This is a genomic window from Pseudomonas sp. MG-9 (assembly GCF_018729515.1).
In the GTDB taxonomy this organism is placed as follows: Bacteria; Pseudomonadota; Gammaproteobacteria; order Pseudomonadales; family Pseudomonadaceae; genus Aquipseudomonas; species Aquipseudomonas serboccidentalis.
On the sequence record NZ_JAHHZH010000008.1, the window covers coordinates 84,448 to 108,244 of the forward strand.

At 59.8% G+C, this 23,797-nt stretch carries 20 protein-coding genes; 13 read left to right on the plus strand and 7 right to left on the minus strand.

Annotated features, from left to right (window positions below):
• Window positions 1-2: 2 nt before the first annotated feature.
• Together KKQ10_RS20785 and KKQ10_RS20790 are read left to right on the plus strand one after the other, a co-directional pair.
• Window positions 3-344: a zinc ribbon domain-containing protein YjdM gene (locus KKQ10_RS20785; protein ID WP_025108781.1), complete on the plus strand. Its 342-nt coding sequence runs from the start codon at window positions 3-5 to the stop codon at window positions 342-344.
• A 196-nt stretch (window positions 345-540) separates the two neighbouring features.
• A complete protein-coding gene (locus KKQ10_RS20790; protein WP_008078558.1) occupies window positions 541-798 on the plus strand; it encodes a PA4570 family protein in 258 nt (85 codons plus the stop codon).
• Between the two features lie 132 nt (window positions 799-930).
• Here KKQ10_RS20790 and bamJ read toward each other — a convergent pair whose 3' ends face one another.
• The 3 genes from bamJ to KKQ10_RS20805 form a co-directional block, all read right to left on the minus strand.
• Window positions 931-1,548: a BamJ family beta-barrel-assembly machinery protein gene (gene bamJ / locus KKQ10_RS20795; protein WP_003228367.1), complete on the minus strand. Its 618-nt coding sequence runs from the start codon at window positions 1,546-1,548 to the stop codon at window positions 931-933.
• Between the two features lie 131 nt (window positions 1,549-1,679).
• On the minus strand, window positions 1,680-1,976 hold the full coding sequence (locus tag KKQ10_RS20800) for a DUF6482 family protein (RefSeq protein WP_215502159.1): 297 nt from the start codon (window positions 1,974-1,976) through the stop codon (window positions 1,680-1,682).
• Window positions 1,977-2,111: 135 nt separating this feature from the next.
• Window positions 2,112-2,600: a TIGR00645 family protein gene (locus KKQ10_RS20805; RefSeq protein WP_003228371.1), complete on the minus strand. Its 489-nt coding sequence runs from the start codon at window positions 2,598-2,600 to the stop codon at window positions 2,112-2,114.
• A gap of 175 nt (window positions 2,601-2,775) precedes the next feature.
• On the opposite strand from KKQ10_RS20805, the gene KKQ10_RS20810 reads away from it, so the two are divergent.
• Entirely contained in the window at window positions 2,776-4,608 is a 1,833-nt protein-coding gene (locus KKQ10_RS20810; RefSeq protein WP_215502160.1) for a hypothetical protein, read from the plus strand.
• Between the two features lie 6 nt (window positions 4,609-4,614).
• Here the strand turns inward: KKQ10_RS20810 and KKQ10_RS20815 are convergent, their stop codons facing one another.
• On the minus strand, window positions 4,615-4,944 hold the full coding sequence (locus KKQ10_RS20815; protein ID WP_007963794.1) for a PA4575 family protein: 330 nt from the start codon (window positions 4,942-4,944) through the stop codon (window positions 4,615-4,617).
• A 311-nt stretch (window positions 4,945-5,255) separates the two neighbouring features.
• Window positions 5,256-7,694, minus strand: coding sequence for a Lon protease family protein (locus KKQ10_RS20820; RefSeq protein WP_127651930.1), 2,439 nt, complete (start codon window positions 7,692-7,694; stop codon window positions 5,256-5,258).
• A 301-nt stretch (window positions 7,695-7,995) separates the two neighbouring features.
• On the opposite strand from KKQ10_RS20820, the gene KKQ10_RS20825 reads away from it, so the two are divergent.
• The 4 genes from KKQ10_RS20825 (at window position 7,996) to KKQ10_RS20840 (ending at window position 11,742) form a co-directional block, all read left to right on the plus strand.
• Window positions 7,996-8,484 carry a DUF3015 domain-containing protein gene (locus tag KKQ10_RS20825; protein WP_007950971.1) on the plus strand — a complete coding sequence of 163 codons (489 nt, stop codon included), beginning with the start codon at window positions 7,996-7,998 and terminating at the stop codon, window positions 8,482-8,484.
• Window positions 8,485-8,753: 269 nt separating this feature from the next.
• The gene (locus tag KKQ10_RS20830) at window positions 8,754-10,607 is read left to right on the plus strand and encodes an Lnb N-terminal periplasmic domain-containing protein (protein ID WP_127651929.1); all 1,854 of its coding nucleotides are present in this window, start codon (window positions 8,754-8,756) and stop codon (window positions 10,605-10,607) included.
• A 212-nt stretch (window positions 10,608-10,819) separates the two neighbouring features.
• Window positions 10,820-11,176 (plus strand): hypothetical protein, encoded by a 357-nt coding sequence (locus tag KKQ10_RS20835; protein WP_215502161.1) that lies wholly within the window; start codon window positions 10,820-10,822, stop codon window positions 11,174-11,176.
• 71 nt (window positions 11,177-11,247) lie between these two features.
• Entirely contained in the window at window positions 11,248-11,742 is a 495-nt protein-coding gene (locus tag KKQ10_RS20840; protein WP_127651928.1) for a GreA/GreB family elongation factor, read from the plus strand.
• Here KKQ10_RS20840 and gdhA read toward each other — a convergent pair.
• Together gdhA and ettA are read right to left on the minus strand one after the other, a co-directional pair.
• Window positions 11,739-13,076, minus strand: a complete 1,338-nt coding sequence (gene gdhA, locus KKQ10_RS20845; RefSeq protein ID WP_215502162.1) for an NADP-specific glutamate dehydrogenase — start codon at window positions 13,074-13,076, stop codon at window positions 11,739-11,741. The genes KKQ10_RS20840 and gdhA overlap by 4 nt on opposite strands.
• 348 nt (window positions 13,077-13,424) lie before the next feature.
• Window positions 13,425-15,089, minus strand: coding sequence for an energy-dependent translational throttle protein EttA (gene ettA, locus KKQ10_RS20850; RefSeq protein WP_025108770.1), 1,665 nt, complete (start codon window positions 15,087-15,089; stop codon window positions 13,425-13,427).
• A 295-nt stretch (window positions 15,090-15,384) separates the two neighbouring features.
• Here ettA and morA point away from each other — a divergent pair, with 295 nt between their 5' ends.
• From morA to KKQ10_RS20880, 6 genes are all read left to right on the plus strand, one after another.
• Entirely contained in the window at window positions 15,385-19,233 is a 3,849-nt protein-coding gene (morA, locus tag KKQ10_RS20855) for a cyclic di-GMP receptor MorA (protein ID WP_215502163.1), read from the plus strand.
• A 210-nt stretch (window positions 19,234-19,443) separates the two neighbouring features.
• A complete protein-coding gene (gene glyA, locus KKQ10_RS20860; RefSeq protein WP_123463984.1) occupies window positions 19,444-20,697 on the plus strand; it encodes a serine hydroxymethyltransferase in 1,254 nt (417 codons plus the stop codon).
• Window positions 20,698-20,990: 293 nt separating this feature from the next.
• Window positions 20,991-21,563 carry a hypothetical protein gene (locus tag KKQ10_RS20865; protein WP_215502164.1) on the plus strand — a complete coding sequence of 191 codons (573 nt, stop codon included), beginning with the start codon at window positions 20,991-20,993 and terminating at the stop codon, window positions 21,561-21,563.
• An 83-nt stretch (window positions 21,564-21,646) separates the two neighbouring features.
• Complete coding sequence (locus KKQ10_RS20870; RefSeq protein ID WP_215502165.1) at window positions 21,647-21,940, plus strand: hypothetical protein; 294 nt, start codon at window positions 21,647-21,649, stop codon at window positions 21,938-21,940.
• A 41-nt stretch (window positions 21,941-21,981) separates the two neighbouring features.
• Complete coding sequence (locus tag KKQ10_RS20875; protein WP_215502166.1) at window positions 21,982-22,200, plus strand: hypothetical protein; 219 nt, start codon at window positions 21,982-21,984, stop codon at window positions 22,198-22,200.
• A gap of 268 nt (window positions 22,201-22,468) precedes the next feature.
• Window positions 22,469-23,782, plus strand: a complete 1,314-nt coding sequence (locus KKQ10_RS20880; RefSeq protein ID WP_215502167.1) for a C4-dicarboxylate transporter DctA — start codon at window positions 22,469-22,471, stop codon at window positions 23,780-23,782.
• Window positions 23,783-23,797 lie beyond the last annotated feature (15 nt).

Genomic DNA, 23,797 nt, shown 5'->3' on the forward strand with positions numbered 1-23,797 from the left:
TAGTGAGCACGTTGCCACCCTGCCCGAAATGCAATTCCGAATACACCTACGAAGACGGTGCCCAACTGATCTGCCCTGAATGCGCCCACGAGTGGTCGGCCAGCGGCGAAGCCGAAGTGGCGTCCGATGATGCCGTGAAGAAGGATTCGGTCGGCAACGTCCTGCAGGATGGTGACACCATCACCGTGATCAAGGACCTGAAGGTCAAGGGCACCTCGCTGGTGGTCAAGGTCGGCACCAAGGTCAAGAACATCCGCCTGTGCGATGGCGACCACGACATCGACTGCAAGATCGACGGCATCGGCCCGATGAAGCTCAAGTCCGAGTTCGTCAGAAAGGTCTGATCCTGCTGTCAGCCATCCCGCGCCCGGCGTGGGATGGTGCTTCGCCCTCCCCTGCACAGCCGCGTAATAGCCAGACGCCAGCCGTTGTGACCTTACGCACTCTTTACCCGGAAAAAATCGCATTCCGCCAATAGGCACTTGCTATTTGACGAATAAGAATTATTCTCATTGAAACCTTTTCAAGGAGATGAGACCCATGACTTATTTGATCGACGCCTGGCTGGATCGCCCACACCCTTACCTCAGAATCCTGCATCGGGAAACCGGAGAAGTCTGTGCGGTACTGGAAGAAGAAGCCCTGCATGAGTTGCAGGATCAGGGCGATCTGGACGTCAGCAGCCTGAATTCCAGCGAACCGCTGGTGCTCAAGGAGCTGGTGCGCAATCTGTTCCTGTTCTGCTATGCCCGGGCCTTGCGCCCGACCCATGAGCTGCATCACAAGATCGAAATATGAAGCCCCCAAAAAATTGTAGGAGTGAGCCTGCTCGCGATAGTGGCATATCAGGCAACTGAGTAGTCGACTGAACAGACGCCATCGCGAGCAGGCTCACTCCTACATTAGCCCGCCATCAAGGCAGGCCAGGTCTTACAGAACGTCCAGCAGCTCGACGTCGAATACCAGAACGCTGTGCGGCGGGATGCTGCCAACACCTTGAGCGCCGTAAGCCAGTTCGCTCGGCACGTACAGACGCCATTTGCTGCCGGCATTCATCAGTTGCAGGGCTTCGGTCCAGCCGGCGATCACGCCGCCCACCGGGAATTCTGCTGGCTGGCCGCGATCGTAGGAGCTGTCGAACACAGTGCCGTCGATCAGCATGCCGTGGTAGTGAGTACGCACGGTGTCTTCACGGGATGGCTTGGCGCCTTCGCCCTGGGTCAGCACTTCGAATTGCAGACCGGAAGCCAGGGTGGTGATGCCTTCTTTCTTGGCGTTTTCAGCCAGGAACGCACGGCCTTCGCCAGCGGCAGCTTCAGCCTTGGCAGCGGCTTCGGCTTGCATGATCTCGCGGATCACTTTGAAGCTGGCGGACATTGCTTCCTGATCGACACGGCTTGGCTTGCCGGCGAATGCGTCGGTCAGACCGGCCAGGATGGCGTCGAGGCTGACACCCGGTGGCGGGTTGTCGCGCAGCTGGTCACCCAGCTGACGGCCGATGCCGTAGCTGACGCGAGTTTCGTCGGTGGACAGATTTACTTCGGACATGACACTGCTCCGCTGTGCGGACGGCCATCAGACTTGCCGTGCGTGCACAGCGCGTCCCGGCGCGCCCGGAACCTAAAAGGGCGAGCAGACTAGCACAGATGCCCGGAGGATGGGACGAAGGCCTATAGGGCCTAGCGCCAGGCCAGCGGCACTTTCAGGCTTTCATCGACGCTGCCGCCCAGGCCGCACATTTCGTCGTGCACCGAGGTGTGTACGAGGTTGAACGGCAGCACCGGAAAGTTATGCAGTAAATCCCGCGCATGCTCCACCGAACGCAGCTTCAGCATCTCGCCCTTGGGATCACTCAGCGGATACGCCGCCCCATGCATCCGGGCCTCGAGCAGATAAATCCCGCCCTCCATGGAGATCAGGTTCAGCTCATCGACCTTTCTGGCGATGGCAAACGCATTCAACTCTTGCAGATTCATGAACACACCTCATGCGATGGCGAGCCAGGACCTCTACAGGGATATGCCCGTGCGGGCCAAAGCACAAGCCAAAAACGACACCGCCCGTCTGTTTCGCAACAGACGGGCGGTGTTTTTGCAGCGATCAATCAATGATCAGTGCTTGGTGACCTTGTCCAGGTAACCCATGGCGAATGCCGAAATCACGAAGGTCATGTGGATAATCACGTACCACATCAGGTGCTCGGGATCGACGTTCTTGGCGTCCATGAAAATCCGCAGCAGGTGGATCGAGGAAATCGCCACGATCGAGGCCGCCACCTTCATCTTCAGCGACGAAGAGTCCATGGTGCCCAGCCAGTTGAGCTTTTCCTTGTTGTCGTCGATATCCAGTTGCGAGACGAAGTTTTCGTAGCCGGAAATCATCACCATCACCAGCAATCCGCCAACCAGCGCCATGTCGATCAGCGACAGCAACACCAGAATCAGGTCCGACTCGGCCATCGAGAACACGTTGGGGATGACGTGGAAGACTTCCTGGAAAAATTTCAGTGCCAGCGCCAGCAACCCGAGGGACAGGCCGAAATAGATCGGTGCCAGCAGCCAGCGCGAGGCGTACATTGCGTTTTCGAAAAAGCGTTCCATTGAATCTCACACAAGGGGGGGTTGTAATCGGGGGCAAGTATAACAGTCACCTGTGACAGCCAGAAACCGCCCGGCTCGCACCTCCAATCACCGCAACCTGCGTGTGTGGGTGATTTTTTTTCTGCTACTGTCCAAACCATTGACCGCCTAGCGAAAGTGGACAGGACGACTGGAAATGCGTGTGCGATTGCCGTTAACGACTGCCGGAATTTACCTCGTTCTGCTGCTGGGTGGTTGCTCTCCCGGCGAGGAAAAGAAACCTTCGGTCAGCCTCGAAGCAAAGACGGCAACCTTCGAACATTCACTGGACGCCATCACCGATCCGAAGCTCAAGGACGCAGTGACCGAACTCGGCGGCTCACTGCTGCTGCTCGAACGCGCGCAACTCAAGCTCGACAGTACACCGCTGAAAACCGTCTACGGCGAAGACACCCTCGGCATCCTCAAGCACTACCCTTCCCCACAGGCGCTGGTCGATACCTTCATCAACGGGCTGTTCGTGCTGCACAAGGACGCCAGCTCAGACTACCTCACCGACCTGCAACCCGTGTTCCCCTTCAATCTCAACATTCCCGGCGGCTTCCTGTTCCCGCATGGCGTGGAGTGGCAGTCGGTAACGCTGAGCAACAAACGGGTGATTGCCTATCAGCCGGAGTGGTCGGAAACCGATCCTGGCATCCAGTTGAGCCCGTCCAGCTCCAACGTCAACAACCCCGATGACCTGACCGTGACCTACCCGTTCATCGAAGGACTGGACGTGGACAAGAAGACTCAGCCGCAACCGGTGAGCCTGCAAGGCAAAGTCGAAGTCATCACGCCGCGCCGCTTGTTCAGCTTCAACCTGAGCCAGAAGGATATCGGCCAGACCCGCACCGATGACAACCTCAGCGTCACTCTGCTAAAGCTGGAAAAAAACTACGCCGAAGTCGAATTCAGTAACAGCCTGCCACTGGCCCCGGAAGTCGAGGGCACTCAGCTCAACCCGTTGATCGTTCAGGCCCGCGACACCACCGGGCAATACCTGGTGCGCGCCGGTTCGATCAACGAGAGCCCGGCACAAGTGAGCTTTTACGAGAAGCAACTGGCGCATCTGCAGCAACAGAAAACCTGGAGCGAGGCGCTGGAAAAACAGCTGGAGGACGAGCAGCACGCCTTCGAGCAGCAGCATCCGCGCCGCTACAACAAGGTCTACTTCAACGGCCCTGTCGATACCCTGGAAGTCAGCGTGCTCGACTTCTCATCGGCGACCGTGACCCGCAAGGCCCTGGATCTGCCGGTGCGCACCTTCAGTCAGCACACCACGGACAAAGCCATCCAGCCGCTGGACCTGCCGGTGGTGGTGTATGACGATCTGGCGCCGAACTGGCTCAAGGGCGCGAGCCTGACCGAGGAAGAGCTGAAGGCCGGCATTCGCATCCATCAGTCTGTGGAAGAGCCCAGCGCTGCACGCATCGAGTTCTCCCACCGTCGAACCTTCAACGATGAATTGCTTGGCGATGACTTCAACCCAGGCGAAAGCCCGGTGACGTTCTTCACCGAAAAACGCAGCGGCAAACTCGATGAGCCGATCGAACTGCCGCCCGAGGCGTATCAGGTCGATCCACTGCAAGCGACCATCACTTACGATTTGAACCTGTTCCCGGAAACCCCGGCGATTGCCGTGGGTTCAATGCCGTTGTTTCTCGCGACCGTGGACAAGCAAGCCTACGACGCCAAGTCGCTGCCCAAAGGCCTGGAGATCAAGAACAACACGCTGGTGGTGGACCTGAAACGCTTCCCGGCCAACGCCTGGCGGTTCTTCGTCAAGGATGACAGTGGCAACTACCTGAAACAAATTCTCTCGGTCAGCCACGACGCGAGTGCGCAAGGCCCGGCGCTGTTCGGCGTGCATTACTTCTATGGCCGTCCAACGCACGTGGAGACCTATCAGCGAACCGACCTCAGCACCGTGCAATACGGCTTTGAGGTCAAGCTCGACAAGGCGCAGTTGTCTGATACTACGCCGTGATTGCGCCTAATGGTCGAATACGCCGACCGTACGCCCACGCCCACCGTTGATCTGGCGCAGCTGTGCCTGCAGGTGCAGGCTCCAGATCTGCGGATCGTCGGCCAGCTCATAGCCATGCATCGTCAGGCTTTCAACAATGGTGTCGAGAATCGACTCGGCGGCGACCGGCCCATGAAACGGGCCCTGAGCCTTGATGGCGGAAGGTTGTTCGCCAGCCATGCCGGCGGCGAAGAGCAAGGTCCACATGCCGTTATCGCCGGCCAACGGCTTGATGGCGCACTCGATACGGGTCACAAGACCCAGGCATTGACGGGTGAGGCAGAGGTTGCGCGACATGGCGGCGACCCTCGGTAAAGCCGGTATTCAGCCTTCACGCGAAGGCTGTTTCGATCCAGTGATACTGTCGATGTCCTTGAGCTGAGAATAGAAGAAAAGTCCGCCGCGCAAGCCGGATAGAACCAGAAGGCGCCGAATGGTCATTGTGTGAATTCTGACGCCAGAGTAGTGGCACTTTTCCCGAAGATCCCCGCAAAAACCATTGTAGGAGTGAGCCTGCTCGCGATAGCGGTTTATCAGGTCACTCGTTCGTTGACTGACACTCCGCTATCGCGAGCAGGCTCACTCCTACAGTTCGACCGTGTTAAGGGTCAGGCCGGTTTGGCCTCTGCCAACGCCTCCTGTGCCAGTTCCTTCTCGGCCTCTTTCAGGTCTTCTTCGCTGATCATCTCGGCAATCACCCGCAGACGCTCGACCACCCGCGCGTTGACGCTGCCCTCGGGGAACTGGCCTTCGGCATCCGGCTCACCGGCCGGCTCGCCCACCAGCAGGCTCAACGCCTCATCGGCCTGACGCACCGCGTACACGTGGAACTGCCCGGCACGCACCGCTGCCAGCACCTTCTCGTCGAGCATCAGCGTGGCGACGTTGGCCTGCGGAATGATCGCGCCCTGCTCGCCGGTCAACCCGCGAGCTTCGCAGAGGCGGAAGAAGCCTTCGATCTTCTCGTTGACCCCGCCGACCGCCTGCACTTCGCCGAACTGGTTGATCGAACCGGTGATTGCAAAGCACTGCTTGAGCGGGGTTCTCGACAGCGCCGAAATCAGTGTGCAGGCCTCGCCCAGCGACGCACTGTCGCCATCGACGTAACCGTAGGATTGCTCCAGCGCGATGCTCGCGGAAATCGCCAGCGGGAATTCCTGGGCGTAACGGCTGCCCAGATAACCGGTGAGGATCATCACCCCCTTGGAGTGGATTGGCTGCCCGAGGTTGACCTCGCGTTCGATGTCGACGATGCCGCTGCCGCCCGGATACACCGTGGCGGAAATCCGCGCCGGGACACCGAACGCCGAATCACCGACTTCCAGCACGGTCAGTCCGTTGCACTTGCCGACCGCGGCACCGTCGGTGTCGATCAGGATGATCCCGGCAAGCATGTCGTCGAGAATCCGCGCCGATACGCGGCCAGTACGCGTGGCCTTGGCTTTCAGCGCGCGTTCGATGTGCCCGGCATCGGTCATTTCATCACCGGCCAGATGACGAATGAAGTCCGCCTCGCTGACCAGCTGGAACAGGTCGCCGATACGCGCCGACAAACGCCCCTGATGCTCGGCCAGACGTGCGCTGTAGGTCGCCAGACGCGCCACTGCATCGGCGGTCAGCGGCGCCATGCCTTCTTCCGAGGTGCGGGTTTTCAGCAACTGGGCGAACTGCTCCAGGCTTTCGTCGACCATCGGGATGTCTTCGTCGAAGTCGACCAGCACCCGGAACATCTCCTGGAAATCCGGATCCAGGTCCTGCAGCGTGTAATACAACTGCCGCGCACCGATGATCACCACTTTGACCTGCAGCGGAATGTGCTGCGGATTGAGGGTCACGGTGGCGAAACGGCCCATCTCGCCCAGCGGCGATTCCATTTTCAGCTTGCGCGATTGCAGGGCGCGTTTAAGCGCGTCCCACACGAATGGCTCGCTGAGCATTTTTTCCGCTTCCAGAATCAGGAAGCCGCCGTTGGCGCGATGCAGTGCACCCGGGCGCAACTGGCGATAGGTGGTGTAAAGCGCGCCCTGATCGGTGGTGTATTCGATGCGGCCGAACAGGTTTTCGTAAGTCGGGTGCGGCTCGAACACCACTGGCGCACCGCCACTGAACGGGTGACCGACCACCAGGCTCGGCGCGTATTGCTCTTCCAGCAGCTTGCGCGCTACCGCGTCGGTCTTGCTGTCGTCGACCAGTTGCTCGACCACGGTTTTCAGCAGGTACACCTGCATCGCCTGCAGGTAACCGCAGACTGCGGCGTTCTCCGCGTACTTCTCGGACAGCGGCGACAACAGCGGCTGCAAGGCCAGGGTGATGGTTTCTTCGTTGAGCTGACGCAGTTGATTGTTCGACTCACGCTTCCACTGCGGCAGGCTGGCGAGTTCTTCGTTCAGCCGCTCTTCGAGACCGGAAATGTCCTCGTGGAAACGCTCGCGCTCGGCTTCCGGCAATTGCGAAAACTCGGCTTCATCCAGCGCCTTGCCTTCGAGCATCGGGGTGAAGGCGATGTTGCTGCTGTCGCGGTACAGGGCGACGTCTTTTTCCAGGGCCAGACGTTCGATGACGTCCAGCGCCTTGTCGTAGCGCTGATTGAAGGCGCGATCGATGGCACTTTTTTTCTGCTGGTAGGACGGGTGCTCGAACACCGCCGGGAACGTCGCCAGCAGGTTATCGATCAAACCGTTGATGTCACCGATGAACGCGCCGGCCGTGCCCGAAGGCAGCTCCAGCGCACGAGGTTCACGCGGTTCATCGAAGTTGTTGACGTAGACCCAGTCCGCCGGGGTCTGCAGGCGTTTGCCTTCGGCTTTCAGATAGCGTTTGACGAACGAGAAGCGGCCAGTGCCGGGTTCGCCCATGACAAAGACGTTGTAACCGGGGCGTGGCATGGCCACACCGAACTGCAAGGCTTCGACCGCACGTTCCTGGCCAAGCACACCGCGAAAGGGCTCCAGATCATTGGTGGTAGTGAAGCTGAACTGTTCAGCGGAAAACGGACGGGTCAGCGCTTCAGGCGCAAGACGCAAGCTGGCAGCAACAGGATCAGGCATCGGGCTTCCTTAACAATCAGGCGGGGCAGATAGCGGCATTCTGGCGCTGCCCGTGCCCCACTGGCAAGGCGCGCCATGTGACAAAGCATAGACAAGCGTCCTGCTGCGCGGCCGGCCCCGTGAAACCGGGGATTTCAACGAATAATCAGCAAAAAATCACGGAACCACGGGAACGTGCCTAAACTCCAAACTGCGCGGCTGGAACTAATAACCGGCCCACTGGCTTCAAAAGGGTCTGTCTAGGCAGCACTTGGGGGGCCAGAACCCTGTCCATTGGTATGCACACAAAGAGAACAAAGCTATGAAACGGATTCTTCTCGGTACTCTCTTCACCGCTGTATCCATCAATGCCATGGCGCAAGCCCCGGGTGGCCCGGATTGCGGTTGGGGCAACATGCTGTTCGAAGGACAGCGTGGCACCCCGGCACACTTCCTGGCATCCACCACCAACGGCACTTCCGGTAACGCCACGTTCGGTATGACTTCCGGCACCAACGGTTGCTCGACCAACGCGTCGCTGACTTACGGCGGTAAATCCTGGTTCGCCATGAATGGCATGATGAACGAGCTGTCCGAAGACATGGCAAAAGGCAACGGCGAAGCGCTGACGACTTATGCCGTGGTACTGGGCGTGGCGCCGGAAGACCGTGCGCACTTCGCCGCTGTCACTCACGAGCACTTCCAGCAGATCTTCAGCAAGGCTGACGTGACCGCCGAAGACGTGCATACCAACACCCTGGCCGTACTGAAAGCAGATCCTCGTCTGGCCAAGTACGCGACTCAGGCTTAAGCTCGACCCGCCCGCTTCTTTCGGGAAGCGGGTTTTATTTTTTCGGCCCGCCCTTTTGGAGCGAAGCCAGATCAGTTGAAGCATTACGCTGAACCCTGTGGCGAGGGAGCTTGCTCCCGCTGGGGTGCGAAGCGGCCCCGCTCTTAAAAACGGGAGCGCTGCGCACTCCAGCGGGAGCAAGCTCCCTCGCCACAGGTTCCGTACAGAATCGACTGACTGGTATTACCTGCTCGGGGCCTTTGTTTTTCTTTCGACTTAAGTTGCCACCTATGCTCAAACGCCTTGCCTGGCTGGCGCTCTGTGTCTGCGCCCCGCTGTCCGCCGCGCCCCACGTCGACCCTCAACGTTTGCAGCAACTGGCCAATGATCGCTTCTGGATTTCCCTCGGCCACTACGAAACCGCCAAGCTCGGTGGCTGGCGCAGCTATGTCAGCGACAAGAAGTTTTTCCTCGCCGCCGACGGCAATGAACACCCTGACCATGAACTGGCCGCCACCGTGCAAGCGCTGTACGCACCGGCCAGTCTTGGCGAGCAGCACGCGCAGTGCGTCTACCCGGCGCGCACGCGCTGGCTGAAAGCGCAACTCAACCTCACCGACCTGCCCGCCCCCGATTGCGCCGAATTCAAAAAGTGGTTCAAGGACGTCTCGCCGCACAGCGCGGTGATGATCTTCCCGGCGGCGTACCTCAACAGCCCGTCATCGATGTTCGGCCACACCCTGCTGCGCATCGACCAGGCCGACGTGCAGGCCGACAAGACCGCGCTGCTCAGCTACGCGATCAACTTCGGCGCCTACATCGAAGGCTCCGACAACAGCATCCTCTATGCCTGGAAAGGCTTGATGGGCGGCTACCCGGGGCTGTTCGCGCTGGTGCCGTATCAGGAAAAACTCTCCGAGTACCGCAGCCTGGAAAACCGCGACCTGTGGGAATACCGGCTGAACCTGACGCAAGCAGAAACCGCGCGCATGGTCGAGCATGTGTGGGAGCTGAAGCAGATCCAGTTCGACTATTTCTTCTTCGACGAAAACTGCTCATATCGCCTGCTCGAACTGCTGCAAGTGGCGCGCCCGAGCCTGCGCCTGACCGAACAATTCCCGCTGACCGCGATCCCCACCGACACGGTCAAAGCGGTGAAGGAAGCCGGGCTGGTGGAAAGCATCGAATACCGCCCGTCCCGCGAGCGTGAACTGCTCAGTCGCGCCGAGCCGTTGAACAGTGACGAACAGCAATGGGTGCTGAAAGTCAGCGCCGATCAACAGGTGTTGCAGACCCCGACCTTCAAGGCCCTGCCCCGGGATCGTCAGGCATTGATCATCGATGCCGCGTACCGTCTGGAGCGCTACCGCGCCAACGGTCAGGAACGTGATGCGCAACGGGCGCAGCGCAGCTTCGAACTGCTGCGAGCGATCAACAAGAACCCGGCACCGGACCTGCAAATTCCACAACCGGGCCTGCCGGAAGACGGCCACGAATCACGCACCTGGCAGGCCGGTGTCGGCACCCGGGGTGATCGTGCCTTCGGCGAGTACGGCTTGCGTATGGCCTATCACGACCTCAACGACAACGCCGAAAGCTTCCCCCTCGGCGCGCAGATTGAAATCCTGCAGATGAAGCTGCGTCAGTACGAAGGCAACCAGTGGCAGTTCCAGCAACTGGACCTGGCGACCATTCGCTCGCTGACCCCGCGCAATGAGTTGCTGCAACCGCTGTCGTGGCAAGTCACTGGCGGCCTTGAGCGCGTGCCCGGCAAACACGATGACGAAACCCTGGTCAGCCACGTCAATGGTGGTGGCGGCGGCACCTGGCAACTGGGTGAAGACATGCTCGGTTTTGCCCTCGGCACCGTGCGCATCGAGCACAACAATGACTTCGCCGGGTTCGTCGTTCCGGCCGGCGGCTTCAACACCGGCGTGCTGTGGAAAAACCCGCTGGGCAATCTCAGCGTCGAGGCCAAGGGTGATTACTTCACCAACGGCGAAGTACGCCGCAGCCTGAGTCTGAATCAGCAGTGGGAGCTGTCGCGAAACCTGGGTTTGCGCCTGAGTGCGCAGCGTGAGTTCAGCCACCTGGCCACACCTGAAACCGAAGTGATGCTCGAAGTGAAGTGGTATCACTACTGATCCCGAGCTTATCCCCCTGTAGGAGTGAGCCTGCTCGCGATAGCAGTTTGTCATTCACCGCTAAAGTGACTGATGAGTTGCTATCGCGAGCAGGCTCACTCCTACAAGGGATCGGTGACGTTCAACGAATTACTTACATGCCTTTCACCAACGTCCGACGAATCCGCTTCTAGACTTTCCCTATCAGCCGAGAATCGGCGCGGGAGAGTGCGATGTGGCGGTGTGCGGGGCTGTTGAGTGTTTTGCTGTTGCTCGGGGGTTGCCAGACCACCCATGAAGACTTGATCGCCAAAGGTTATCCACTGGCCTTCGCCGACGGATTCGATGACGGTTGCGTCAGTGGCCGACAAGCCGCCGGTTCGATCAGTGGCGAGTTTCGCAAGAACGTGCCGCGCTATCTCAAGGACAAGCAATACGCCGAAGGCTGGACCGATGGCTTTCGCCAGTGTCAGGCGATGCTGGAGAACAAGGATCGCGAAGAGTATCGCAACGAGCACTGGGACGAACGCGAGCGCGCCTGGCAGCAGCAGAAAGACCAGGACGCCGGACGGGCTTATCGCTCGCAATAGGTCGCTTCCAGACATCCGGTGAAACCAAACGTCGGCGACCATGGACCAATTCCTATAACAGGAGGGACACCATGAGCCGCGCTTTCGTCAACGAAGACAACGCCGCTGCGCAAGCCGATCAGCCCGTTGAACGGCAGGTCAGCGCGCAGCCCAATTACGTCACACCGCAGGGGCTGGCGCAGTTGCAGGCCAAAGTCGCCGAACTGCAACGCCTGCACGCCGAGCAATCGGCCAACGGCGAGCAGGCCGATAAACAGCGCCTGGCGGATCTGGAACGGGATCTGCGCTATTTCAATCAGCGCCTGGGCAGCGCGCAGGTCGCTGCCGCCGCGACCTCTACCGACAAAGTGCAGATCGGCAGCTGGGTGACCTACGCCGACGAACACAACACCGAGCGCCGGGTGCAATTGGTCGGCGAAGATCAGGCTGATGCCAGCCAAGGCCTGATCAACTGGGGCTCGCCACTGGGCCGGGCGCTGCTCGGCGCGCGGCTCAATGACGAAGTGCTGTGGCAGCGCCCCGCTGGCGATCAGGTGATTGAAGTGATTCGCATCGAACCGGCTTAAACCACACCCTGAGCGAGCATCGCATCCGCCACTTTGACGAAGCCGGCGATGTTCGCGCCTTTGACGTAGTTGATCTGCCCGCTCTCTTCGCCGTAATGCACGCAGGCGTGGTGAATCGACTGCATGATCGCGTGCAGCTTGCTGTCCACCTCACCCGCCGTCCACAGCAGCCGCATGGCGTTCTGCGACATCTCCAGACCGCTCACCGCCACCCCGCCCGCGTTGGACGCCTTGCCCGGGGCGAACAGAATGCCAGCCTCGATGAAGATATCCACAGCCGCAAGCGTGGTCGGCATGTTCGCGCCTTCGGCCACGCACACGCAGCCATTGCGCAACAGGGTACGCGCGGCGTCAGCGTCGAGTTCGTTCTGGGTGGCGCACGGCAGCGCGATGTCGCACGGCAGCGACCACGGCAACTGCCCGGCGCGAAATTCCAGGCCAAAGGCTGCCGCCAGCTCGCTGATGCGTCCGCGTTTGACGTTCTTCAGTTCCAGCAGCGCCAGCCATTGCTCTTCACTCAGGCCCGACTCGCAGTACAGCGTGCCTTCGGAGTCGGACAGCGAAATCACTTTACCGCCCAGGTCCATGACCTTGCGCGCCGCGTACTGGGCGACGTTGCCGGAACCGGAGATCGCCACGCGTTTGCCTTCGATGGTTTGCTCGCGACGTTTGAGCATCTCTTCAGCGAAATACACGCAACCGAAACCGGTGGCTTCCGGGCGAATCAGGCTGCCGCCATAGGTCATGCCCTTGCCGGTCAGGACGCTGGTGAACTGGTTGCTCAGGCGTTTGTACTGGCCGAACAGGAAACCGATCTCCCGCGCACCGACACCGATATCACCGGCCGGCACATCGACGTCGGCGCCAATGTGGCGGTACAGCTCGCTCATGAATGCCTGACAGAAACGCATCACTTCAGCGTCGCTCTTGCCCTTCGGATCGAAGTCCGAACCGCCCTTGCCGCCGCCCATGGGCAACGAGGTCAGGGAGTTCTTGAAGGTCTGTTCGAAGGCCAGAAACTTGAGCACGCCCAGGTTCACCGAAGGATGGAAGCGCAAGCCGCCCTTGTACGGGCCAATGGCGCTGTTCATCTGGATGCGGAAACCGCGATTGACCTGGACCTTGCCCTGATCGTCGACCCACGACACACGGAACACCACCGCCCGCTCCGGCTCGCAGATGCGCTCCAGAATGCCCGAGGTCAGGTAATGCGGATTGGCTTCGAGAAACGGCCACAGGCTGCGCAGGACTTCTTCGACGGCCTGGTGGAATTCGGGTTGATCCGGGTCGCGTTTTTTCAGCCGGGCGAGGAAGGATTCGACGGATTCGATCATGGGCAAAGTCTCGGCAAATTTATTGTCGTTGGAAGAGATTGAGCCGGACTGTAACAAACGAATTGCGCACAGCAACAGCGCAAAATGTCGCAGTTATGAAATTAAATGGTGCACAGGATATAAATCAGGGCTCTTCTTTGGGCTTTTTTGCACCTGAATGGGGAGCGCAAACCTGGCTGATGCACCAGCAGTTACATCGCTATCGCGAGCAGGCTCACTCCTACAGGGGGACGCATTACAACTGTAGGAGTGAGCCTGCTCGCGAAGGGTGCGACTCGATGGTCCTGAAAAACCGGGCAAAAAAAAACGGAGCCCGAAGGCTCCGCGTTTTCATGCCACCAACCCGAATCAGGCCAGTTTCTTGTGGCGTACCCGATGTGGCTGGGCAGCCGCTTCGCCGAGGCGCTTTTTGCGGTCGGCTTCGTACTCGGTGTAGTTGCCTTCGAAGAACACCGCTTGCGAGTCGTCTTCGTACGCCAGGATGTGGGTCGCGACGCGGTCCAGGAACCAGCGATCGTGGGAGATCACAATGGCGGCGCCCGGGAAGTCCAGCAGGGCTTCTTCCAGGGAACGCAGGGTTTCAACGTCGAGGTCGTTGGACGGTTCGTCGAGCAGCAGGACGTTACCGCCCTCCTTCAGGGTCAGCGCCAGGTGCAGACGACCGCGCTCACCACCGGACAGGTCCTTGACGAACTTCTGCTGGTCGCCGCCCTTGAAGTTGAAGCGACCGACGTAAGTGCGCGACGGGATCTCGTAGTTGCCGATGCGGATCTGGTCCGAACCGTCGGAGATCTGCTGGAACACTGTCTTGCTGCCGTCGAGGTCTTCGCGGCTCTGGTCAACGCAGGCCAGTTGCACGGTTTCGCCGACTTCGATGCTGCCCGAATCCGGAGTTTCCTTGCCCATCAGCATGCGAAACAGGGTCGACTTACCGGCACCGTTACCGCCGATCACGCCGACAATGGCGCCCTTCGGCATGGAGAACGACAGGTTGTCGATCAGTACGCGATCGCCGTAGCCCTTGGTGACGTTCTTGAATTCGATGACCTTGTCGCCCAGGCGCGGACCGGCCGGGATGTAGATCTCGTTGGTTTCGCTGCGCTTCTGGAATTCCTGCGACTGCATTTCTTCGAAGCGTTGCAGACGTGCCTTGGATTTGGACTGGCGGGCCTTGGCGCCTTTGCGCACCCACTCCAGTTCTTCCTTCATGGCTTTTTCGTGAGCCGACTGCTGTTTGGATTCGGCCGCCAGACGGTCGGACTTGGCTTCCAGCCAACCCGAGTAGTTGCCTTCGTAAGGAATGCCCGCGCCGCGGTCGAGTTCCAGAATCCAGCCAGCGACGTTATCCAGGAAGTAACGGTCGTGCGTGATCGCGACCACAGTGCCCGGGAAGTCGTGCAGGAAGTGCTCCAGCCACGCCACGGAGTCGGCATCCAGGTGGTTGGTCGGTTCGTCGAGCAGCAGCATGTCCGGGGCAGACAGCAGCAGACGGCACAGGGCGACACGGCGCTTTTCACCACCGGACAGGTGTTCGACCTTGGCGTCCCAGGCCGGCAGACGCAGGGCGTCGGCAGCGACTTCGAGTTGACGCTCCAGGTTGTGACCGTCGCTGGCCTGCAGGATCGCTTCGAGCTTGGCCTGTTCGGCAGCCAGTTTGTCGAAGTCGGCATCCGGGTCGGCGTAGGCGGCGTAGACTTCGTCCAGACGCGCTTGCGCATCCTTGATCACGCTGACAGCTTCCTCGACCACTTCACGCACGGTCTTGGTCGGATCAAGTTGTGGCTCTTGCGGCAGATAACCGATGTTCAGGTCCGGCATCGGACGGGCTTCGCCCTCGAACTCGGTGTCGACGCCGGCCATGATTTTCAGCAGCGTGGATTTACCCGAACCGTTGAGGCCGAGTACGCCGATCTTGGCGCCGGGGAAGAACGACAGCGAAATGTTTTTCAGGATTTCCCGCTTCGGCGGAACAACTTTGCCCAGCCGATGCATGGTGAATACGTATTGAGCCATGGAGAACCTTGGGTCAGTGACAGATGAATGATTGGAGCGCAGGCGATGCCCGGCCAGACCGATGCGCGTCGTTCACTAGACCACTTGATGGCCATCAATGCGTGCGCGCTGAAAAAAGTCTGATTCTAGGAGCTGGAACGCTCCCGCGTAACCGGCAAAGCTACCTGAATGACCGATGGCAGTCCAGCCGAGCGGGGCTGGCACTTCGCCACAACTCAAGGCATGCTAGCCGCCCTTCGGGCGTCCGGCTTATAGTGCACGTCGCGCCAGTCCAGCCAAACCGCAGGATTTCAGCTTGTCCAATGTCACTCCGCCAGCCTCTGTGAGCAGCACCCAACCGGCGCCCGGCTCGCCCCTGCGCGGAACATTGAAGGGCGCCCTGGCGACACTCGTGCTGTTGTTGCTGGCACTGCTGTTCTGGCAACTGCTCGACCAACTGCGCGAGACCCAGAAAAACCAGCGCCAGTACACCATCGACTACACCGCCGAGCTCGCCTCGCAGGTCAGTCTGAACATGTCGCTGAATGCGCAAATCGCCCTCAACCTGCTACCGATCGTCGAACAGCCGCAGTCATCCGACGAACAGCAGGCGCTGCTGCGCAAGCTTCAGCAATCGTTGCCGGACCTGCGCAGCCTGGCCCTGCTCAGCCCTTCCGGCAAAATCATCAGCGACAGTGCCGGCGACAGCCAAGACGCCGACTACCTCAGTGAACTGGTGCGCCGCAGCCGCGCTCAGGCGCATTACTTCAGCAACGCCGACGACGGTTCCATGGTGCATCTGTTATTGCATCAGGCCAGCGGCAACACGCGCGGCTATTGGGTGTTGCGCCTGACCCCGACGTTCTTCGATTCGCTGACCAAACCGGGCGAAACCGGCATCCGTCCATTGTGGCTGGTGGAAAACCGGCTCAACCATCAGATCATCCGCCGCGACGAAGCGCTGCCTTCGGCCAGGTCCGGCGTACTGAGCCCGGACGACATGGCCAACACCGTGCTGACCGTGCCACTGAGCAGCAGCGACTGGCAGTTGCGCGGGCTGTTCGACCGCCAGCGCGTGCTCGAAGAACTGCTGCCGGCGTTCATCGGCAAATGCCTGTTGGGTCTGGCGTTCTCGATGTTGCCGGTGATCGCGCTGCTCAACATGCGCCGGCGCCAGCGTCAGTTGCATGAAGGTCGCCGGCGGTATCAGGACATCTTCGAAGGCACCGGCGTCGCCCTGTGCGTGCTCGACCTGTCGGGCCTCAAGCAACTGTTCGACAAGGCACAGATCCAGACCAGCGACCAGCTCAAGGCCTGGCTCGACCAACCGGCCCAGCGCCAGCAATTGCTGCAGGAGCTGCGCGTTACCGAGGTCAATCAGGTGGCGCTGCAACTGCTCAACGTCAATTCCTGCGAGCACGCCTGGCAACTGCTGATCGACGGCCACCCGCACAACCAGTGCGCCATCGGCAACCAGGTACTCGACGCGGTCCTGCAACAGCAAAAGCAGCTGGAACTGGAAATCAAACTGCCGGACATCAACGGCCGCGACCAGCACCTGTGGATGGTGCTGCGGCTGCCGCAGGAACAGCACGACTATAAAGCGGTGATCCTCAGCATCAACGACATCACCAGCCGCAAGCTGATCGAACTGTCGCTGCTGGAGCGCGAAGGCTTCTGGTCGGACGTAGTGCGTACCGTACCGGATCACCTGTACGTGCAGGACGTGATCAGCCAGCGGATGATTTTCAGCAACCACCACCTCGGCCAGACCCTCGGTTACAACCGCACCGAGCTGCACCAGATGGGCGAGTACTTCTGGGAAATCCTCCTGCACCCGGAAGACGCCGACTATTACCACCGTTCGCGGCAGATGCAGCGGCACGCCGGCTACAGCCAGTTGCTGCAATGCCAGTTGCGCTTCCGCCATCGCGACGGCAAATGGCGGCGCTTCGATATCCGTGAACAGGCGCTGGCCCGGGACAAGCACGATCAGGTCACGCGGATCATCGGCGTGGCGAAGGACATCACCGAGCAGATCGAGGCCAGCGAATCGCTGCGTGACAGCGAGCAGCGTTACCGGATGCTCGCCGAAAGCATCAGCGACGTGATTTTCTCCACCGACAGCAAACTGTCGCTGAACTACGTCAGCCCGTCGGTGCAAGCGGTGCTGGGTTACGACGCCGAGTGGATTTTCCAGAACGGCTGGCAATCGACGATCGCCAATCCGCAGCAACTCAGCGGCATTTATACCTTGATGGACCGGGTCAGCAAGGCGCTGGACAAACCCGAGCAACTGGCCCTGTTGCGTAGCCAGGTGCAGACGCAACTATTTCTGTTCGACTGCCTGCGCGCCGATGGCCGCAAGATCCCGATCGAGCTGCGTCTGGTGCTGGTGTGGGACGAACACGGTGCGTTCGAAGGCGTGCTCGGTGTCGGGCGCGACATCAGTCAGCAGCGCCGCGCCGAGAAAGACCTGCGCATGGCCGCCACGGTATTCGAGCACTCGACATCGGCGATCCTGATCACCGACCCGGCCGGTTACATCGTCCAGGCCAACGAGGCCTTCAGCCGGGTCAGCGGTTATGCCGTGGCCGAAGTCCTCGACCAGTTGCCGAACATGCTCACCGTCGACGAGCAACAGGACGCGCACTTGCGCTATGTGCTCAAACAGTTGCATCAGCACAGCACCTGGGAAGGCGAAGTCTGGCTCAAGCGGCGCAATGGCGAACATTACCCGGCGTGGGTCGGCATCACCGCGGTGCTCGACGATGAAGGCGATCTGGCCAGTTACGTGTGCTTCTTCAGCGACATCAGCGAGCGCAAGGCCAGTGAGCAACGCATCCATCGCCTCGCCTACTACGACGCCCTGACCCACCTGCCGAACCGCACGCTGTTCCAGGATCGCCTGCACACCGCGCTGCAATCGGCCGAGCGGCAGAAGTCGTGGGTGGTGCTGATGTTCCTCGACCTCGACCGTTTCAAACCGATCAACGACTCCCTCGGCCATGCCGCCGGCGACCGTATGTTGAAAGACATGGCCACGCGCCTGCTGGCCTGCGTCGACGAAGACGACACCGTGGCGCGCATGGGCGGCGACGAATTCACCCTGCTCCTGCAACACCGCTCCAGCCGCGAGATGGCGCTGAACCGGGCGATTCACGTGGCCGAACAAATCCTCGCCAGCCTGGTGAAACCGTTCGTGCTCGAAGGCCGCGAGTTCTTCGTCACCGCCAGTATCGGCATCGCCCTGAGCCCGCAGGATGGCAACGAACTCAGCCAGTTGATGAAGAACGCCGACACCGCGATGTACCACGCCAAGGAGCGTGGCAAGAACAACTTCCAGTTCTATCAGGCCGACATGAACGCCAGTGCGCTGGAGCGTCTGGAGCTGGAAAGCGACCTGCGCCACGCGCTGGAGCAGAACGAGTTCGTCCTGTATTACCAACCGCAATTCAGTGGCGACGGCAAACGCCTGACCGGCGCCGAAGCGCTGCTGCGCTGGCGTCATCCGCGTCGCGGGCTGGTGCCGCCGGGGGATTTCATTCCGGTGCTGGAAGAACTGGGTCTGGTGGTGGACGTGGGTGACTGGGTGATCAGCGAAGCCTGCCGTCAGCTCAAGACCTGGCACCAGAACCGCGTGCGCGTACCGAAGGTGTCGGTGAACATCTCGGCGCGCCAGTTCTCCGACGGTCAGCTCGGCACGCGTATCGCCACCATCCTCAGGGAAACCGGCCTGCCGCCGGCGTGCCTGGAGCTGGAACTGACCGAAAGTATCCTGATGCGTGAAGTCTGCGAAGCGATGCAGATTCTCGCCGGGCTGAAAAACCTCGGTTTGAGCATTGCGGTCGACGACTTCGGCACCGGCTACTCGTCACTGAACTACCTCAAGCAGTTCCCGATCGATGTGCTGAAGATCGACCGCACCTTCGTCGACGGCCTGCCGTCCGGTGAACAGGACGCGCAGATCGCCCGCGCGATCATCGCCATGGCCCACAGCCTCAATCTGGCGGTGATCGCCGAGGGCGTGGAAACCCATGAGCAACTGGACTTTCTGCGCGAGCACGGTTGCGACGAGGTGCAGGGCTACCTGTTCGGACGGCCGATGCCAGCGAGCCGGTTCGAGGCGCAGTTCAGCAATGACGCGCTCTTCATGTTTGATTGAAGGAGCTAAAAGCTCCGTTCAATCAAACATGAAGAAAGCTGCAAGCTTCAAGTCGCGAGCGACAAGCAAGAGCGAATCGGCTTTTACTTGCCGCTTTTGGCTTGCAGCTTGAAGCCCGCTTATCCACAACCTGATTGTGTTTCATAGCCCTTCTAAAAGCGGTTGGGTTAGAATGCCCCCCTTTTCTGCCCCCGATCCTTGAGGACCGCCATGTTCAGCCGTGATTTGACTATTGCCAAGTACGACGCCGACCTTTTTGCCGCCATGGAGCAAGAAGCTCAGCGCCAGGAAGAACACATTGAGCTGATCGCTTCGGAAAACTACACCAGCCCTGCGGTGATGGAAGCTCAAGGCTCGGTCCTGACCAACAAATACGCCGAAGGCTACCCGGGCAAGCGCTACTACGGTGGTTGCGAGTACGTCGACGTTGTTGAGCAACTGGCCATCGACCGCGCCAAGGAACTGTTCGGCGCCGATTACGCCAACGTTCAGCCGCACGCCGGTTCGCAAGCCAACGCCGCTGTCTACCTGGCCCTGCTGCAAGGTGGCGACACCATTCTGGGCATGAGCCTGGCCCATGGTGGTCACCTGACCCACGGCGCCAGCGTTTCGTCCTCCGGCAAGCTGTACAACGCCGTGCAGTACGGCATCGACGCCAACGGCCTGATCGACTACGACGAAGTCGAGCGTCTGGCGGTTGAGCACAAGCCGAAAATGATCGTGGCCGGTTTCTCTGCCTACTCGCAGATCCTGGACTTCCCGCGCTTCCGCGCCATCGCTGACAAAGTCGGTGCTTACCTGTTCGTCGACATGGCGCACGTGGCCGGTCTGGTCGCTGCTGGCGTCTACCCGAACCCGGTGCCTTTCGCTGACGTGGTCACCACCACTACCCACAAGACCCTGCGCGGTCCACGTGGCGGCCTGATCCTGGCGCGCGCCAACGCCGAGATCGAGAAGAAGCTGAACTCCGCAGTATTCCCGGGCGCCCAGGGTGGCCCGCTGGAGCACGTGATCGCCGCTAAAGCGATCTGCTTCAAGGAAGCGCTGCAGCCTGAATTCAAGGCTTACCAGGAACAAGTGGTGAAGAACGCCCAGGCCATGGCCGAAGTGTTCATCGCGCGCGGTTTCGACGTGGTGTCCGGTGGTACCAAGAACCACCTGTTCCTGCTGTCGCTGATCAAGCAGGACATTTCCGGTAAAGACGCCGACGCTGCGCTGGGCAAAGCGTTCATCACCGTGAACAAGAACTCGGTACCCAACGATCCACGCTCGCCATTCGTCACCTCCGGCCTGCGCTTCGGCACCCCGGCTGTGACCACTCGTGGCTTCAAGGAAGCAGAGTGCAAAGAGCTGGCCGGCTGGATCTGCGACATCCTGGCTGACCTGAACAACGAAGCGGTGATCGACGCCGTTCGTGAGAAAGTCAAAGCCATCTGCAAGAAGCTGCCGGTTTACGGCGCCTAATTGCGGCATTAAATCCGCAGCATGAAAAACCGGCCAGTGATGGCCGGTTTTTTTTTCGTCTGCACGAATGTCATGGCTGTGTCCTGACCACAACTGGAGCCATTCCAACGCCATCATTTTTAAAAGCCTGAAACAATAAGCACCGGCAAGCCAAGATATTAAAGACCGCTTAACTGATACTGTTAGCCACGTTCCACCCGCCACTAAAAATCGTCACCGTTTACACCTTGATCAATACCCATATTCGACCACCCCACATTCAAACCAACCCTATGAAATTCAAGGATGAATTCATGAGTACCCATAGACAAAAGTCTTTCATCGCAACACTGGGACTTGATTATCAACACGTCGACCTTCTCGGCGAGTTACATGGCACTCCGGCTTTACGCCACGACACATTATTTTCAGGTGGTTTTTATACCGGGGCGTCAACCCTGCGAGACGACTCCCACCTGCTGGGATTTCGTTCTTTTCGGGAAGTCCGAAAACACCCGCCGTTGACGATTTACTTTCGTTGCACAGATGATTACTACCACCTCTATATCCGCTCACACGCCACTTACACTGGATACTGCATCAGCAAGGGCGCCGATGGGCTGCTGGGCGCCTTTCTGCCAGCGGGCAGCGACACCACCTCCTTCAATCTGCTAAGCCTGGACAATCGCATCATCACCTTGCAGGACATGGCCCGTGATACCCAGCGGGTGCGGCTCAAGGCACGCAACGCCAGGCAGATATACGCGATGCGCCGAGGAGGTGCGCCGTACAGCTACCTGGCCGAGACGGATAACGAAGGTCTGCCTTTCACACTGCGCATCACCGAACGCAATGCACCGTTCCTCAGTGATCCCGACGAAGTCTGACACCCCCTTTTAACCATTCAATATTTACGCCATTGAACAGGCCGGCTGTTTACTTATCAGCCTTAAAAAATCGAGTAACACCTATGAGCACCGACCAGGAAAAATCCTTTACTGCAACACTGAAGACTCGTTTCGGCTATCCGCACTTCCCTGGGTTGACGTATGGCAGAACGGTCACAACGCCACGTCCCGATTATGAAATCTTTACCTTTTCCCATCATCTGGACGTTTCAAACTATCTCTTCCTCAAGCCCGATGTAACACCGGACGCACTGACCTTTTACTTCCGGTGCCTCGACGACTATTACACCCTGTATATTTTCACCCCTGGCGAGTATTACTACAGAACTATCAGTCGTGAAGAAAAGACTTCCTGAATTCTTATTCAACCCAAGATGGAGACCAGACCACGTTCAATTTGCTTAATGGCAAGGGCAACATCATCACCCTCGATCAGATCGACACGGATACGCCCACCATCAGAATACAGACCCGAAGCGGCGCGCTGTTGTGCGCGGGGCGGAGTCGCAACAAACGCGATCCCAAAGTGGGCACTTTCGTGCGCACCCACTCGAATCGCAGCGCCGGTGCTCTCGACTTCAAACTGAACATTCTTCAGCGCAACGTGCCTTATTGAGCTGGCGCGTACCCAGTCAATTCAGCACCCTCTCGCCCGGCCGGCCGATCAAGGCCGGGCATCTCTCATCTCCCATTCACCTGCAAATCCTGATCAAACACCACTGGTCAGACCGGTCATGCCAATTTTGTGTTTCCCTCTTGTATTCCAGAAAAACCCGAGCGTAGACTGCGCCTGCACTGGACATACCGGTAAGACCACAATAATTAAGTCCTGAATCTGATGTGCCCCGCACACGGCAGCCAGGACACCGACCAGGATTCCTCCCATGCTCAGATGGTGCTCGCGTTCAATTTTCCTCCAAGTGGTTCTCGGACTGGTGCTCGGCATCGTCTGCGGGCTGACCCTTCCCGAATATTCGGCACAGCTCAAACCGCTGGGCGACGGCTTCATCAAACTGATCAAGATGCTCATCGGCCTGATCGTGTTCTGCGTCGTGGTCAGCGGCATCAGCGGCGCCGGCGACCTGAAGAAGGTCGGGCGCATCGGCCTCAAGTCGGTGATCTACTTTGAAGTGCTGACCACCATCGCGCTGGTGATCGGTCTGGTATTCGCCTTCAGCACCGGGATCGGCAGCGGCGCGAATATCCATCTGGAGCAGCTGTCCGTCGCCGACATGGGCGACATCGCCGAGCGCGGTCAGCACATGCACACCACCACGCAATTCCTGATGGACCTGATCCCGACCTCAGTGATCGGCGCCTTCGCCGACAACAACATCCTGCAAGTGCTGCTGTTCTCGGTGCTGTTCGGCAGCGCGTTGAATCTGGTGGGTGAAGCGGCCTCCGGGATCTCGCGGCTGATCAACGAACTGAGCCATGTGATCTTCAGGATCATGGGCATGATCGTGCGTTTGGCGCCGATCGGCGTGTTCGGCGCCATCGCCTTCACCACCAGCAAGTACGGCCTCGATTCGCTGCAGCACCTGGGCAGTCTGGTCGGCTTGTTCTACCTGACCTGCATGGCCTTCGTCAGTGTGATCCTGGGTCTGGTGATGCGCGCATCCGGCCTGCGTCTGTGGCCACTGCTCAAGTACCTGCGTGAAGAATTGCTGATCGTCATGGGCACCGCCTCCTCCGACGCCGTGCTGCCACAGATCATGCGCAAACTCGAGCACCTGGGCATCGGCAGCTCGACGGTCGGTCTGGTGATTCCCACCGGCTACTCGTTCAACCTCGACGGCTTTTCGATCTACCTGACCCTGGCCATCGTGTTCATCGCCAATGCCACCGGCACACCACTGGCAATGACCGATCTGCTGACGATTCTGCTGGTGTCGCTGATCACCTCCAAGGGCGCCCACGGCATTCCCGGCTCGGCGCTGGTGATTCTGGCGGCGACGCTGACGGCGATTCCGGCGATTCCGGTGGTGGGGCTGGTGTTGGTGCTGGCGGTGGACTGGTTCATGGGCATCGGCCGGGCGCTGACCAACCTGATCGGCAACTGTGTCGCTACCGTGGCCATCGCCCGTTGGGAAAAGGACATCGATGTACAACGGGCGAACAAGGTGCTCAACGGCGAGCAGGGCTATACCTTTCAGCCGAGAAAACCGGTCGCCCAGGCGGCGGCCAAAGAATTCTGAATGACCGCCGTGCCT